Source organism: Dechloromonas aromatica RCB (assembly GCF_000012425.1).
Genome location: NC_007298.1, coordinates 1531647 through 1545556 on the forward strand (window position 1 = coordinate 1531647; position 13910 = coordinate 1545556).

The 13910-nt window shown below is 58.2% G+C and carries 13 protein-coding genes; 4 read left to right on the plus strand and 9 right to left on the minus strand.

Going from position 1 to position 13910, the window contains the following annotated elements; genetic code table 11:
• Positions 1-14 precede the first annotated feature (14 nt).
• The 4 genes from DARO_RS07275 to DARO_RS07290 all read left to right on the plus strand — a co-directional run bounded on the left by DARO_RS07275 (position 15) and on the right by DARO_RS07290 (position 6401).
• On the plus strand, positions 15-2333 hold the full coding sequence (locus DARO_RS07275) for an MtrB/PioB family decaheme-associated outer membrane protein (protein ID WP_011287161.1): 2319 nt from the start codon (positions 15-17) through the stop codon (positions 2331-2333).
• Positions 2334-2460: 127 nt separating this feature from the next.
• Positions 2461-4428 (plus strand): cytochrome c, encoded by a 1968-nt coding sequence (locus tag DARO_RS07280; protein WP_011287162.1) that lies wholly within the window; start codon positions 2461-2463, stop codon positions 4426-4428.
• A gap of 31 nt (positions 4429-4459) precedes the next feature.
• Positions 4460-5695, plus strand: coding sequence for a c-type cytochrome biogenesis protein CcmI (ccmI, locus tag DARO_RS07285; protein ID WP_157037157.1), 1236 nt, complete (start codon positions 4460-4462; stop codon positions 5693-5695).
• Positions 5696-5996: 301 nt separating this feature from the next.
• A complete protein-coding gene (locus DARO_RS07290) occupies positions 5997-6401 on the plus strand; it encodes a hemerythrin family protein (RefSeq protein ID WP_011287164.1) in 405 nt (134 codons plus the stop codon).
• A 44-nt stretch (positions 6402-6445) separates the two neighbouring features.
• On the opposite strand, the gene DARO_RS07295 is transcribed toward DARO_RS07290, so the two are convergent.
• From DARO_RS07295 to nifH, 9 genes are all read right to left on the minus strand, one after another.
• Positions 6446-7414, minus strand: a complete 969-nt coding sequence (locus DARO_RS07295; protein WP_011287165.1) for a hypothetical protein — start codon at positions 7412-7414, stop codon at positions 6446-6448.
• 16 nt (positions 7415-7430) lie between these two features.
• Positions 7431-8189: a 4Fe4S-binding leucine-rich repeat protein gene (locus DARO_RS07300; protein WP_011287166.1), complete on the minus strand. Its 759-nt coding sequence runs from the start codon at positions 8187-8189 to the stop codon at positions 7431-7433.
• Positions 8179-8442, minus strand: coding sequence for a DUF6129 family protein (locus DARO_RS07305; protein ID WP_011287167.1), 264 nt, complete (start codon positions 8440-8442; stop codon positions 8179-8181). Before DARO_RS07305 ends, DARO_RS07300 begins: the two co-directional genes overlap by 11 nt.
• On the minus strand, positions 8439-9170 hold the full coding sequence (locus DARO_RS07310) for a dinitrogenase iron-molybdenum cofactor biosynthesis protein (RefSeq protein ID WP_011287168.1): 732 nt from the start codon (positions 9168-9170) through the stop codon (positions 8439-8441). Before DARO_RS07310 ends, DARO_RS07305 begins: the two co-directional genes overlap by 4 nt.
• A gap of 77 nt (positions 9171-9247) precedes the next feature.
• Positions 9248-9439 (minus strand): 4Fe-4S binding protein, encoded by a 192-nt coding sequence (locus tag DARO_RS07315; RefSeq protein WP_011287169.1) that lies wholly within the window; start codon positions 9437-9439, stop codon positions 9248-9250.
• 76 nt (positions 9440-9515) lie between these two features.
• Positions 9516-9743 (minus strand): putative nitrogen fixation protein NifT, encoded by a 228-nt coding sequence (gene nifT / locus DARO_RS07320; protein ID WP_041224270.1) that lies wholly within the window; start codon positions 9741-9743, stop codon positions 9516-9518.
• A gap of 49 nt (positions 9744-9792) precedes the next feature.
• Complete coding sequence (gene nifK, locus DARO_RS07325) at positions 9793-11361, minus strand: nitrogenase molybdenum-iron protein subunit beta (RefSeq protein ID WP_011287171.1); 1569 nt, start codon at positions 11359-11361, stop codon at positions 9793-9795.
• Positions 11362-11429: 68 nt separating this feature from the next.
• Positions 11430-12902, minus strand: a complete 1473-nt coding sequence (nifD, locus tag DARO_RS07330; RefSeq protein ID WP_011287172.1) for a nitrogenase molybdenum-iron protein alpha chain — start codon at positions 12900-12902, stop codon at positions 11430-11432.
• A gap of 90 nt (positions 12903-12992) precedes the next feature.
• Positions 12993-13883: a nitrogenase iron protein gene (nifH, locus tag DARO_RS07335; protein ID WP_011287173.1), complete on the minus strand. Its 891-nt coding sequence runs from the start codon at positions 13881-13883 to the stop codon at positions 12993-12995.
• Positions 13884-13910 lie beyond the last annotated feature (27 nt).

The following is a 13910-nucleotide window of genomic DNA, read 5'->3' on the forward strand; positions in this document are numbered from 1 at the left end:
AAAGGGGATATGCGATGAAAAACTCTGGAACTCAAACTTTTGCCCTGAACTCCATGACGGTGTTGGTGCGGGCAGCTCTGGCCGTGATGTGCGGCATGTCGACGGTTGCTTTTGCGGACGATGACGCCAATCAACAGGTTCGTCCGACCAGTTTTGTCGAAATTGGTGCGATGAACGTCTCCAGCAATTCGAACAAGTTCGGTGAATACAACGGTCTCGATCAATCGGGTGCTTACGCCATCGGTAATTTCGGCGTCAAGGGCGGTAGTGCCTACGACGCTTATGACGGTGGTGAAGGAACGATGCGCTGGGAGGCCAACGGTGCCAATCTCGGAACGACTTCCCGCTCGCTGGATGCTTCAGTCGGTAATCAGGGAAGCTGGTCTTTCGGTGTTATGTATGATGAGATGCGTCACTACACGTCGGAGCCATTTATTACGCCATTGCAGGGCTCGATGGGTGGAAACAGTTTTGTCCTGCCTGCAGACTTTGGCCAGATAAGAAGCAATACCGCTCCCGGAACGCGGGGTTTAACGGTGACGCAGAAGTCAGAAATGCGCACCATTGATGACCTGTATTCAGGGCGAAAAAATATTGGCGCCAATGGGCTTTATCGCTTCAATAGTCAGTGGAGCGTTGATTTCGAGATTAATCGTCTGACCCAGACCGGCGCCAAATTGATTGCTTCCGGTACAAATCAGCAGGCAGCTGGTTCGGCCGGCGCTGTCGCAAATAATGCGGTTGGCGAAGCAATCACGATGCTGATGAATCCAACCAACTACCAAACCGACTCGGTCAAGCTGGCGGTTAACTGGACAGGAGACCGCGGACATCTGACGGTTGGCTATTACGGCTCCTTCTTCCGGGATGACTACAGTACATTGTCTTGGTCAAACCCGTATGTTAGTGCTGGCGCTACAGGCACAGCCAGGGTATTCCCGACGGATACCTTGAGCACAGCACCGAACAACGATTTTCATCAATTGAATGTTTCAGGTGGCTACAAGTTTGGACCAACCACCAAGGTGGCTGGTGGCATGTCTTACGGCCGTAACACCCAAAATCAGGCGTTTTTCAATGATACGGCACTAATGGCTGGTGCCTTGCCTGCGACGTCGCTGGAAGGGGCTGTGGTCACGACCAATGCCAATCTGAAGCTGACGGACAGTTCGATCAAGGATCTCAACTTGTCTGCCGGCTTCAAGTTCAACGAGCGCGACAACCAAACTCGTTCCAACGTCTACAATTTCTACGACATTGGACACAGCAACTTGCGGACCATCGCTAATGCGCCTTACAGCAACAAGAAGACGCAATTTGAACTGGCTGGCGATTATCTTGTGGCCAAGAGGCAGAACATTCGCCTGTCTTATGAGCGCGAGAATATCGAGCGTTGGTGTAATGATCTGGCTAAAAACCCGAATGGCGCTCCCTGCGTCGTTGTTGGCAGCAGTTACGAAGACAAGCTGAATGCCCGTTACCGCCTGAAGCTGGATGGTGGTGTCAGTCTGAACGTCGGATATGGCTATGCTGATCGTCACGCCAATGAAGACCATCGCGCCGTGACACCGATTGGCGTGACGACCTACGGTTATGTCAATGGTGGCGATGCGGTTGGTTACAAGCCCTACTTTGATGCATCGCGCCGTCAGAACATGCTGAAAATTGGTGCCAGCTGGGATGTAACCGAGAAGTTTACGCTGACTGCAGATGGTCGGGCCGCGCTGGACCGTTACTACGACTCGCCGCTGGGCGTCAGTGACGGCACCACGATGGCAGTCAATCTGGATGCTAGCTACACCTTCGCCGAAGAGCGCATGCTCGGCGCTTATGTCAGCCTGCAATCAATGACTCGCGACATGAACGTGGCGTCAACCGTGAGCACCACGAATGGTGTGGGGACCAATGTCTGGTCCAACCGTCTGACGGATAGGCAAAATGCCGTTGGCCTGTACGGAAAATGGGGTGGGCTGATGGGCGGCAAGCTGTCCTTCAAGGGGGACCTGTCATGGTCGAATGGCCTGACGAACTACTATACCGGTAGTTATCCTGCGAACTCGAGCACCTGCGGTACATCTGGTACTTTGACTTGCGGCGATACACCTGATGTGAAGTCAAACATTACGACGGTGAAGCTTGAGGGAAATTACCAGGTGGACAAGAGCAGCAAGGTTCGCCTCGGCTATGTCTACCAGCAGTTGAAGTCTAATGACTACGTCTACAACATCTACCAGATGGGTTATACGCCGAACGCAACGATGCCGAGTAATCAGCAAGCTGCAAACTACTCGGTCAACGTGTTGATGGCCAGCTACATCTATAGCTTCCAGTAATAACCTCGTAGATGACGCCGCAGCAAGATTCAGGGGCCAGATTCTTGGCCCCTTTTTCCTTTCAGTGGAATTGTTGTATGCGTTTTAGGTTGTTTATATCAATGGCGTGTTCAAAAAGGATCGGGCCATGAATTTCCAGAAATTCTTCGGGGTATTGGCACTAGCCAGTGCTTCATTTCTTGCCAGTCATGGCGCAACGGCGGCAGATGCGGTACCCAAGCTCGACAATGCATCGTGTCTGACCTGTCACGAAACCGGCAAGCACAAGATCGAAGTTGCTGCCGGTGATGAAAAGCGTGCCTTGGCCCCCGTCAATCCAGGCAAGTTGGCCAAGAGTGTCCATAGCACAATGGAATGTGTGGCTTGCCACACGGACATCGTCGATGCCAAGGAAAAGCATGAAAAGGCGGCCAACGTGGCGCAGCCGGATTGTGCAACCTGCCATACGAAGCTGTGGGATCAGGCAAAAGCCAATCCGGCCGGCAAGGAGCGTTTGGGCGTCGTCGCTCAGAACGTCGATGCTTACAAGGCTTCGTTCCATGCCCGTCCAGATGCGGACAATCCGGATCGTCCGAAAGCGACCTGCGGTGATTGCCATGCAACACACGATTTTGCCGTACCCAAGAAAGGTACGCCGGAGCGCGATGCCTGGCGTCTGACGATCCCCAAGACCTGCGGTGAAAAGTGCCACGACGAGCAGCTTGAGGACTACGAAGGCTCTGTCCATGGCAAATTGACCATGGGCAAGGATGATCCCAAGGGGGCCGTGTGTATCGACTGCCATACCAGCCATGACATCAAGGGAGCATCGTCTGACCCGTTCAAGCTGAAGAACGTCGAGGCTTGTGGCGATTGTCACAAGGAAGAACTGCATAGCTATCGCGACACTTATCACGGGCAGGTGAACAAACTCGGCTATACCTACACGGCCAAGTGTTCGAATTGCCACGGCAGCCACGGCATTGCCAAAGTGGATGATCCGGCCTCCAAGGTCCATATCAAGAATCGCCTGAAGACCTGCCAGGAGTGTCACAACGAGAAGAAGGGCATGCCACTGGCGACCGAGGGTTTCATCTCGTTTGGCCCGCACGCCAATGGTCACGATTTCGACAAATATCCGCAGATGTGGATAGCCACGAAATTCATGGTTGCCCTGCTGATCGGCGTCTTCGCCTTCTTCTGGTTGCATTGTGGCCTGTGGTACTACCGCGAATGGCAAGAGCGCAAGGCGCACAAGACCATGTCTCGCGTTTCTACCGAGGCCTTGGGCTTGGCCAAGCCGGAGAAGCACTTCCAGCGCTTTGCCCTGGGGTGGCGCGTCGCTCACCTGGTATTTGCGCTGGTGACGATGACCCTTGTTCTGACCGGTACCTCGGCGCTGTTCTCGAGTAGCAGCTGGGCGCCGCTGGTGGCGGCGGCGGTTGGTGGGCCCAAGATGCTCGGCATCATTCACCGGGTAGCTGCGGCGTTGTTTGTCGGCATCTTCATGATCCACTTCGTCTACGTCATGCAGCGCCTGTTGCGTAGCAGGACTTTCCGTTGGTTCGGGCCGGATTCACTGATTCCGAACTGGAAGGACTTTGCCGATTGCTGGGGCATGTTCAAGTGGTTCTTCGGCCGCGGACCCAAGCCGCAGTTCGAACGCTGGACCTACTTCGAGAAGTTCGATTACTGGGCAGTGTTCTGGGGTGTCAATATCATCGGGTGGAGCGGCCTGATGCTGGCCTTCCCGCATGTGACGGCCAAGTTCCTGCCGGGCTGGGTCTTCAATGTGGCGACGCTGGTGCATGGCGAAGAGGCCTTCCTCGCAGCGGTCTTCCTCTTCACGGTGCATTTCTTCAACAACCACTTCCGTCCGGATAAACTGCCGCCGCCGGATGTGGTGATGTTCACCGGTACGCAGTCGATCGAGGAGTTCCGCAAGGACCATCCGGCGCATTACCAGCGCCTGGTCGACACCGGAGAGCTGGAGAAGTATCTGGTGGATGCGCCGTCACAGCAGATGCACACGGGATCGGTTATTCTTGGTCTAACGCTGATTACCGTTGGCCTGGGATTGCTGGCTTTGGTCGGAACAGGTTTCTTCAGTCACTGAAAACCCTGTTTCTGAATGTTGAGGGAGGGCTTTGCCCTCCCTTTTTTCGTCTGGATATATTCGATTTATGACCTGGTTTCCCCTCTTTGCGGCCTTCCTGGTCGCGATTGCTTTTTTGTTTCTACTGCCCCCCTTGTTGCGTCAGCCGCGTATTGCAGCAGAGGCCGCTAGCCGCAAGGTGTCAAATGTGGCGATATTTCGCACGCATCTTGCTGAGCTGGAACTTGAAAAGCAGGGGGGCGAATTGAGTGAGGAGGCTTATGAGCAGGCCCATCGCGAGCTGCGGCGTCGACTGCTGGATGAGGTAGGTGATGCTCCGGCTGGCGCACAATCTCCTCAGCTTGGCGGCCCGAGCCGCAAGATGGCGCTCGTCGTGGCGCTCCTGCTGCCACTCGGCGCGGTGGCTGGCTATTGGATTTTGGGCAACACGCGCGCCCTGGATCCGGTTGCCGCCATGCAGCCGGAAAAACTGACGCCGGAGCAGATCGCGGGTATGGTCGGCAAGCTGGCCCAACGCCTGGAGGACAATCCGGGCGACGCAGAGGGCTGGCTGATGCTGGCCCGTTCTTACCGATCAATGGGTCAGACGGAAAAAGCCGCAGATGCTTACAGTAAAGCCGGTGCGGTCGTCTTTGAGAGCCCGGATTTGCTGACCGATTACGCAGACCTGCTGGCGATGCTCAATGGCGGCAGTCTGAATGGCAAGCCGATGGAGCTGATCAACAAGGCCTTGCATCTCGATCCGGACCACGTGGTTGCGCTGTGGCTGGCAGGTACGGCGGCGTTCAATGGCAAGGACTTTTCGACTGCCGTGATTTTCTGGGAGCGAGCGCTCAAGACGCTTCAGCCGGATTCAGAGGATGCCAAAATGCTGTCTGAAGGCGTTGCCGAAGCGAAGAAACGAGCTGGCTTCAAGGCAGATCCGAAAAAATCGGTGAGCGGTCGGGTTGCGCTCTCTCCAGCCCTTGGCGCCAGGATTTCTCCGGACGATACTGTGTTTATTTTTGCCAGAGCCACGGATGGCTCCCGGATGCCGATTGCGATTTCCAGAATTCGTGTTTCAGATTTGCCGTTTGATTTTGTGCTGGACGACAGTTCTGCCATGAGCGCCGAAAACATTCTGTCGAAACAGACCAGGGTGCTAGTCCAGGCCAGGGTTTCAAAAACTGGCAATGCCGTACCCACAGCCGGCGATCTGGAAAGCGAAGCGCAAACGGCAAAGATTGGACAAGGTGGGCTCAACATCGTTATTGACCGTGTGCACTAGGCCTCCATGCAACGGGGGGAGTGAGTTGATGGCGACCTAAGCGCCATAGGGCCGATGCAAACAGCTGGCCGGGGAACGCCTTTTCGCCTGACGAAGGCGCTACTTTGGCCAATTGCGCGCCGTCGCGTAGTGCGGCTTAGGGGCTGCCAGTCTTGGAAGTTCGCTTGATCGAAGCCAAGGTCGACATGGCCCAGGTAAACGCAACAAACCTGGAAAATTCCGATGTAATTGCAGATTGATTTCACACCAAAGTCATAGGCAGAAGCGTAGAATCTTCTGAAAACTCAAGAAAAATAGTCCAATGACTCAGCCGCGTGAATGGTCGGGCGCTTTAAGCGTTTGCAATCGCTGGATCGATGAGCAGCATCGGCAATTAATCGATCTCTGCAACAAGGCAGAGGCATGTGCTGCCCTCTCGTCACATGAGGCGCACAGGGAGTTTCATCTCCTGCTGAATGACCTGGCTACCCTCGTCGGCAATCACTTTCGCGACGAAGAAACGCTACTTGCAATCCATGAAAGTCCGAATCTGGATGCCCACAAAGCTGCCCATGTGAGTTTTCTGGAAAGGCTTACCCAGTTGCTATATGACGGCGCAAGGGGGCTGATCGATAGCCGCACCCTGCACCGGCTGATTGCCGACTATCTGATCGAGCATATGCTGGAAATGGATATGCAGGAGAAGCACTACCTTCAGAAGAGGTAGCTTGGTCGGCCACACCATTCGCCAGGTTTTGTTGATGTAATTCGCTACACTGCATACGGCCTGTGCAGCCAGCCACGGACGACATCAACGTCGCGCTGGGGCAGGTAGGCGAAGCCGGCCAGTGCGTCTTCGACGACCGTCTGGGCGACCCAGTGCGGTACAGCTTTGGTGGTCAGCATGTGAAAGTACCAAGCCATCGGATAGCCGCTTTCTCGGTCGAAATGGCTGAGTGCCTCGTTTAGCTTGAGGCCGCTGGTGTCGTTTGCGGTGTCGAACTCCGGTGCTTCGCCGGCCAGTGTGGCGATGGGCTGGGCGCGGAAGACCGGCTGGTGGTAGCGGTCGAGGTGTTCGCGAGTGGCGATGACCCAGTGGTTGAAATAGGCGCTGGTATTGCTGGCGCTGCTCTTTGACCAGTCCTCGATCATGCGGTGAATGGCAGCAGGCTCGGGCTTTTGCGCCAGCATGCGCTTGAGGAAGGCGCCGATATGCTGGATGCGGCAGAATTTGTAGAAAGGCAGGCCGACGGGCACCGGCTGCTCGGCGCCGCCCCGCGGGTCGACCAGTTCTTCGAGGGTGGTCGGGTCGTTGGCGAATAGCTGATGAACGCGCATCTCCTGCAGGTCTTCGATTTCCAGTTGCAGGAAACCGTCGGTGCTGTCATCGGCCGCGGCAACGAGGTAATGCGTCTGGCCGACCAGGCGGGTGGCGTACAGCTTCTGGTCGATGAAGTCGTCGGTAAGCTTGGCGAGATCGCCATCGCGTTCGTCCAGTGCGTTTTCGAGCCAGCTTTCGAGACTGTCGGAAACCCGCTGGCCGTGGCTGTCGATAATGCCGCCGAGCCGATACCAGCCACCACGACTCATGGCATGCCGGAATTTCCAGTCGGGCAGGGCGGCACCCAGCGCCTTGACGAGGGCGCCGGGGCCGCTGCTGACCTGCACCTTGGCACAGGTTTCGACGATGGCGGGGGCGAGCGATTTGCAGTATTCCGTCCAGGCCAGGGTTTCTTTCATCGTGCTTTCCTCGTTATCAGGCAGTATTTCGTTCGGCGAGACGGGCCAAGGCGGCATCGCGGACTTCCGTTTCCGGGTCGTTGGTCAGCGGCGGCAGGGAGTCGAGCGGGGCGTTGCCGACGGCAGCCAGGCGGACCCACCATTCTTCGTCCTGGAGCAGTGCGATGGCGAGGCCCGGCAGGGCGCGCTCGGCGACAATGGCGCGGACTTCCGGCTCCGGGTCCTTGGCCAGCATGTGCAGGGCAAAGGGGGGCAGGCGGGAGGCGACGACCTTGCGGACTTCGCGCTCGCTATCCTTGATCAACTTGGCGAGCTGGCCGTGTGGCAGGCGGCGGGCGATCGTGGCGCGGATCAGGTAGTCGGGGTCGTTGATCAGCTGGATCAGCTGCGCTTCAGGCAGGCGAGCGGCCACCGAGAGGCGCACTTCGCGATCCGGGTCGTGGATCATCGAGATCAGTTGATCGACCGGCAGGCGCATGGCCACGACGCGGCGGACGACCTCGTCGGTATCGGATTTCAGCGCAAAAATAAGGTCGACCGGGGCGTAGCGGGTCGCAATGGCCCGGCGTTCCCAGAAGATGTCGCCCAGGTAATTGGCGGCCAGCTCAGGGTTGGCCCGCAGGAAACGGTCGATCTGACGACCGCTGTGGGCGCGGATGCAGGCATCGCCCGGCTTGCAGCGGCGGCTGTTCAGGTAGTCCGGAAAATAGCTGCAACCGGAACACAATCCCAGCCGGCCAATGCCGGCGTCGGCAAGCGTTTTTTCACTCGTCATCGACCTTGGCGGCGATAAGAATGCCGGTGGCGTTGGTCGCGTCATTGGTCAAGGCCAGGCAATGGCCGCTGGTGCCGCTGATCAGGAAAAGGTCGTAGCCTTCGACGCTGAGCGCCGGCTGGTAACGGGGAGAAACGTCGTCCTCGCTGCATTCGGTGAAATGCAGCTCGGGGAAGCGCTGGCGTAGCGAGGCAGCGCGGGCATCAAGCATGGTGGCTTCGCCGACGCGAAAGAGTTGGGTCGGGGAGATCATGCCGATTCCTCGCTTTCCAGTTCCTCTTCAAAACGGGCCAGCGAGGCGGCCGGTACGCCCATGATCTGGGCCAGCCACGGCGGCGGACTGGCCAGGCGGCCTTGCAGTTCGACCAGTACTTCACGGGCCTTGCCGCCTTCCGGTTTCTTGACCGGATGAACGCCGGCCCGCACTACCTTGGCCGCGGCCGGGCCGCCGATCGACTGCACATAGACGATCTGGCAGTCGTTGATCAGCGCCGAGCGGGCGGCGTTCTTGTCTTCGGCGGTGTCGGCTTCGACGGTAGTACGTATGGCGATCAGCTTGATCTGTTCCGGGCTGACCTGATAGACGAGAAAGCGCTCGCAGGAACCGAAATGGCCATCGAGGGTTTCGCCACGGTTGGCGGCGAATGCGACACGCAGCGAGCCGGGCATTTCGCCCTCGGTATAGCTGTCGACCGCCGGAAAATCGTTGTTCTCCACGCCCTGACCCCAGAGCAGGCGGACGGCTTCCTTGAGCGCTTCGCCTTCGACGCCGACGTGGCAGCCTTGCTCGGCGAAGTCACCGGCCAGGATGATGCGCAGGTCTTCGACGGTCAGCGTGCCGAGCTTGACCTCGGTGAGCGGGGATTCGAGCTTTTCGACGAGCGCGCCGACCAGGGCTCGGACATCGAGACCATTCAGGGCGCGGGCGGCGAGGGCGATGCGCAGCGCTGCTTCGCGGGAGGCGATGGGGGTGTCGGACATGATGGGCTCCAGGGGAAAGTCTTCAGTGGAGCACCGGTGCAGATTTGGCTGCGCCGGCGTTCGGCTCAAGACTTTGCTCAGGCCGGGCTGATGCAGCCGGATGGGCAGACATCGACACATAACGGTGAGTCGTTGTGGCCGTCGCATTCGGTGCAGGTGCCAGCGTCGATCTTGAAGAAGATCTTGCCGGAACTGATCGATTTGGTCGGACAGACGGGCTTGCAGTCGCCGCAGGCGGTGCACATGTCGGGGTCGATTTTCATTGCCATGATGCTCTCCTTTAAATCCGCTTTGCCGGCCACTGTTGTCAGACAGGCGGCTGGCTGGGCGGGCAGGTTCAACGGGCTAGTCTTCGGCAGCGCCGAGGCGCTTGGCACGTAGGGAAACGGGCAGGCGGGGCGGCTTGGCAATCGGGTCGATGTAGTAAGTGCCACCGTTGTCCAGTTTCAGTTCGCCACCCCATTTGTCTGCGGTGTCGAATTCGATGGACTCGATGGACGCTTCCAGATCGCGCTTCGGGAGGTAAAACACCAGCCCGCCCTTGTCGCCTTGCTGGATCATGATGTTGGCCATGTAACGCTCCTGCATGACCGGCGGAGCCAGGGCTCCGCCGGTGGTCCGTTTAGCGAACCAGGTCGAAGTTGAAGTCGGTGGTGCCCATGCCGATCGTTTCCTTGTCGAGTTGCTCAAGGACAGCGTTGGTCAGCTGGGTCACTACGGACATCATCCCTTCGTAGCCCATGGTGGTCGCGCGGTGCATGTGATGGCGGTCGAAGATCGGGAAGCCGAGGCGGATCAGCGGTACTTCGAACTCTTCACCCAGGTGGCGGGTGTCGCGCTGGATGTACTTGCCGTAGGAGTTGCCGATCAGGAAATCCGGCTTGTCCGTGAAGCACAGGCTGCGCATGTGCCACAGGTCGTTGCCGGCATACACCTTGCCATTGACACCGAACGGGCTGGAGGCGAGGAGCTTGTCCATGGTCTTGGCCCAACGCTTGTTGCCGTTGTGGGCCAGGATGTGGGTCGGCTCGGCACCGACTTCGAGCAGGATCTTGACGACGCCCATCACGAAGTCCGGGTCACCATACACGGCAAACTTCTTGCCGTGCAGCCAGGCGTGGCTGTCGGAGACGAGGTCCATGCAGCGGCCGCGTTCCAGTTCCAGCGAGGCCGGGATCGGCTTGCCGGTGATCTCGGAGACCTTCATCAGGAACTCGTCGGTCCATTCCACGCCCATCGGGATGTTGAGCTTGGGGATGTCCTGGTTCCAGGTGGCTTCGACGAATTTCTTCGTCTTTTCCAGCTGGGTGGGCTGCAGCAGGATGGTGGTGTAGGCGTTCGGCGCATCCTTGACCTCGTCCATCGTCGTGCCGCCGGAGTACATGCGGAATTCGCCGTCGGCCGGGGTGTCGAAGACTTCGGAAGGATCGGACAGGTAGGTGAAATCGACATCCATTTCACCGAGCATGCGCTTGATGACACGGTAGTTGCCGAGGTAGGTCTCGAAGCCCGGCACGATGTTGATCTTGCCATTCGAACCGACCTTCTTGCCGTCCATGAAGTTCAGCGTGAAGGAACGGATGATGCCTTCGAGCATGTTGTCCCAGCCGGTAGTGTGCGAACCGACGAAGGACGGGGTGTGGGCGAAGGGGACCGGGTAATCCTGGGGGATGTGGCCGTCCTTCTTGGAGTTGTTGATGAAGGCATTCAGGTCGTCACCGATGACTTCGGCCATGCAGGTGGTCGAGACAGCGATCATGTCCGGCTTGTAGATGGCCTTGGCGTTGGCCAGACCGTCGTGCATGTTCTTCTGCCCGCCGAACACGGCGGCGTCTTCCGTCATCGAGTCGGACACGCAGGAGCACGGTTCCTTGAAGTGACGGTTGAAGTAGGTGCGGAAATAGGCGACACAACCTTGCGAGCCATGCACGTAGGGCAGGGTCTTGTGGAAGCCGGAGGCGCAGAGGACGGCGCCGAGCGGCTGGCAGGCCTTGGCCGGATCGACGGTCAGGGCTTCGCGCTTGAAGTTGAGTTCCTGATATTCCTTGGTCGTCGTCCAGACGAAGGTTTCCCAGACCTTTTCCGGGCCGTGGCCTTCTTCGAAGAGTTCGCGTTTTTCAGCGAGGTTCTTCTTGTAGTCGTCGTCGCGGAACAGCGGGTAACAGGGCTTGATGTTGTCTGCGGTTTGCATTGCTATCTCCTTGCCCGCCCCGCTCATTCGCGGCTGCGGGCTCAAGGTTAAGGATTTACTGAGCTAGGTCAGGCGGCCTTCTTGACTTCTTCAGCAGCAACCTTCTTCCATGGCGGAACAAGGTTCTTGAAGGTCGGGTTGGACAGGGCGATGTCCATGTCACGGGCGAAGATCGCGAAACCGTCGTAACCGTGGTACGGGCCCGAGTAATCCCAGGAGTGCATCTGGCGCAGCGGAATGCCCATCTTCTGGAAGATGTACTTTTCCTTGATGCCGGAGCCGACCATGTCGGGCTTCAGGCGCTTGACGAATTCTTCCAGCTCGAAACCGGTGACGTCGTCGTAGAGCAGGGTGGCATCGCCCATCTCTTTGATCGTGCGGTCGTAGTCGTCGTTGTGGCCGAATTCGTAGCCGGTGCCGATGACTTCCATGCCGAGATCTTCGTAGGCGCCGATAACGTGACGCGGACGCAGGCCGCCGACGTAGAGCATGACCTTCTTGCCCTCGAGACGCGGTTTGTACTTGGCGATGATCTCGTCCATCATCGGCTTGTAGCGGGCGATCACGGCTTCGGTCTTTTCCTTGACGGAATCGTCGAAGAAGGCGGCGATCTTTCGCAGGGATTCGATGATCTTGGTCGGGCCGAAGAAGTTGTATTCCAGGTAAGGAATGCCGTACTTCTCTTCCATGTGACGCGAGATGTAGTTCATCGAACGGTAGCAGTGCAGCAGGTTCAGCTTGACCTTCGGCGTGTTCATCATTTCGGCAATGGTGCCGTCGCCGGACCACTGAGCCACAACACGCAGGCCCATCTCTTCGAGCAGGATGCGGGTGGCCCAGGCGTCGCCACCGATGTTGTAGTCACCGATGATGGCGACGTCGTACGGAGTCGATTCGAAGGCGGCGCCGTCGCGCTTGTCGAGCACCCAGTCACGGATCGCGTCGTTGGCGATGTGGTGGCCGAGGGACTGGGAAACACCGCGGAAGCCTTCGCAACGCACCGGGACGACCGGCTTGTCGATGACGGCGGCAGCCTTCTTGGAGACGGACTCGATGTCGTCGCCGATCAGACCGATCGGGCACTCGGACTGGACCGAGATTCCCTTGTGCAGCGGGAAGAGCAGTTCGACTTCGTCGATCAGCTTGGCGAGCTTCTTGTCGCCGCCGAACACAATGTCCTTCTCCTGGAAATCGGAGGTGAAGTTCATCGTGCCGAAGGTATCGACGCCGGTGGTGCCGACGTAGTAGTTACGGCGACCGGCGCGGGAATACTGACCGCAGCCGACAGGGCCGTGCGAGATGTGGATCATGTCCTTGATCGGACCCCAGACCACGCCCTTGGAGCCAGCGTAGGCACAACCACGAATGGTCATGACGCCCGGCAGGGACTTGCGGTTGGAAGTGATGCACTTCTTGGATTGTTCAACAGATTGGTCATTGACCGCCAGATGCTTGGCACGGTCCTTCTGGGCTTTTTCCGGATAAACCTCAAGCACCTCGGCAATGAGGGCTTCGGTTTCTTCGCGAGACAGAGTCGTCATGTTTTCCTCCTGACGCCGCCACCAATCTGTGGCCGACGTACTGGTTGAAAGTGGCGGGGCGCTTGAGCACCCCGCCGTGTCTTGCACAGCTTAGGCGGCAGCAGCAGCCAGTTCGGCAGCGGTCTGGCCGACGATGGACTCGTCTTCCGCTTCCATGATGCCGAATTCCATCAGCAGTTCTTCCAGCTCTTCCATCTCGATCGGGGTCGGGATGACGAAGTTGGTGTTATTGACGATCTTGTTGGCGAGCTGGCGATATTCGTCAGCCTGCTTGTGCTTCGGATCGTATTCGACCATGGTCATGCGGCGGATTTCAGCGTGCTGAACAGCGTTGTCACGCGGCACGAAGTGGATCATCGTGGTGCCGAGGCGACCAGCCAGGGCCATGATCAATTCGTCTTCGCGGTCAGTGTTGCGGCTGTTGCAGATCAGGCCGGCCAGACGGACACCGCCGGAGTTCGCATACTTCACGATGCCCTTGGCAATGTTGTTGGCGGCGTACATGGCCATCATTTCGCCGGAACAGACGATGTAGATTTCCTGCGCCTTGTTTTCACGGATCGGCATGGCGAAGCCACCGCAGACCACGTCACCCAGCACGTCGTAGAACACGAAGTCGAGGTCTTCGTCATAAGCGCCTTCTTCTTCGAGGAAGTTGATGGCGGTGATGACGCCGCGACCGGCACAACCAACACCGGGTTCCGGGCCACCGGATTCAACGCATTTGATGCCGCCGAAGCCGACGGAGAGCACGTCTTCCAGTTCGAGGTCTTCCACCGAGCCGGCTTCAGCAGCCAGGTGCATCACGGTGGTCTGAGCCTTGCTATGCAGGATCAGGCGGGTTGAGTCGGCTTTCGGGTCGCAGCCAACGATCATAACTTTCTTGCCGGATTCAGCGAGTGCCGCCACCAGATTCTGGGTGGTGGTGGACTTGCCGATACCGCCTTTGCCGTAGATGGCGCATTGACGGAGTTTTGCCATGGTGTAATCTCCTTAGTCTGTCAGTCG

Coding starts and splice junctions, on each gene's coding strand:
- DARO_RS07295 (WP_011287165.1), bottom strand. CDS start 7,414: ATGAAAGAAACCCTGGCCTGGACGGAATACTGCAAATCGCTCGCCCCC.
- nifT (WP_041224270.1), bottom strand. CDS start 9,743: ATGGCCAACATCATGATCCAGCAAGGCGACAAGGGCGGGCTGGTGTTT.
- DARO_RS07310 (WP_011287168.1), bottom strand. CDS start 9,170: ATGTCCGACACCCCCATCGCCTCCCGCGAAGCAGCGCTGCGCATCGCC.
- DARO_RS07305 (WP_011287167.1), bottom strand. CDS start 8,442: ATGATCTCCCCGACCCAACTCTTTCGCGTCGGCGAAGCCACCATGCTT.
- nifH (WP_011287173.1), bottom strand. CDS start 13,883: ATGGCAAAACTCCGTCAATGCGCCATCTACGGCAAAGGCGGTATCGGC.
- nifK (WP_011287171.1), bottom strand. CDS start 11,361: ATGCAAACCGCAGACAACATCAAGCCCTGTTACCCGCTGTTCCGCGAC.
- DARO_RS07300 (WP_011287166.1), bottom strand. CDS start 8,189: ATGACGAGTGAAAAAACGCTTGCCGACGCCGGCATTGGCCGGCTGGGA.
- DARO_RS07280 (WP_011287162.1), top strand. CDS start 2,461: ATGAATTTCCAGAAATTCTTCGGGGTATTGGCACTAGCCAGTGCTTCA.
- DARO_RS07275 (WP_011287161.1), top strand. CDS start 15: ATGAAAAACTCTGGAACTCAAACTTTTGCCCTGAACTCCATGACGGTG.
- DARO_RS07315 (WP_011287169.1), bottom strand. CDS start 9,439: ATGGCAATGAAAATCGACCCCGACATGTGCACCGCCTGCGGCGACTGC.
- nifD (WP_011287172.1), bottom strand. CDS start 12,902: ATGACGACTCTGTCTCGCGAAGAAACCGAAGCCCTCATTGCCGAGGTG.
- DARO_RS07290 (WP_011287164.1), top strand. CDS start 5,997: ATGACTCAGCCGCGTGAATGGTCGGGCGCTTTAAGCGTTTGCAATCGC.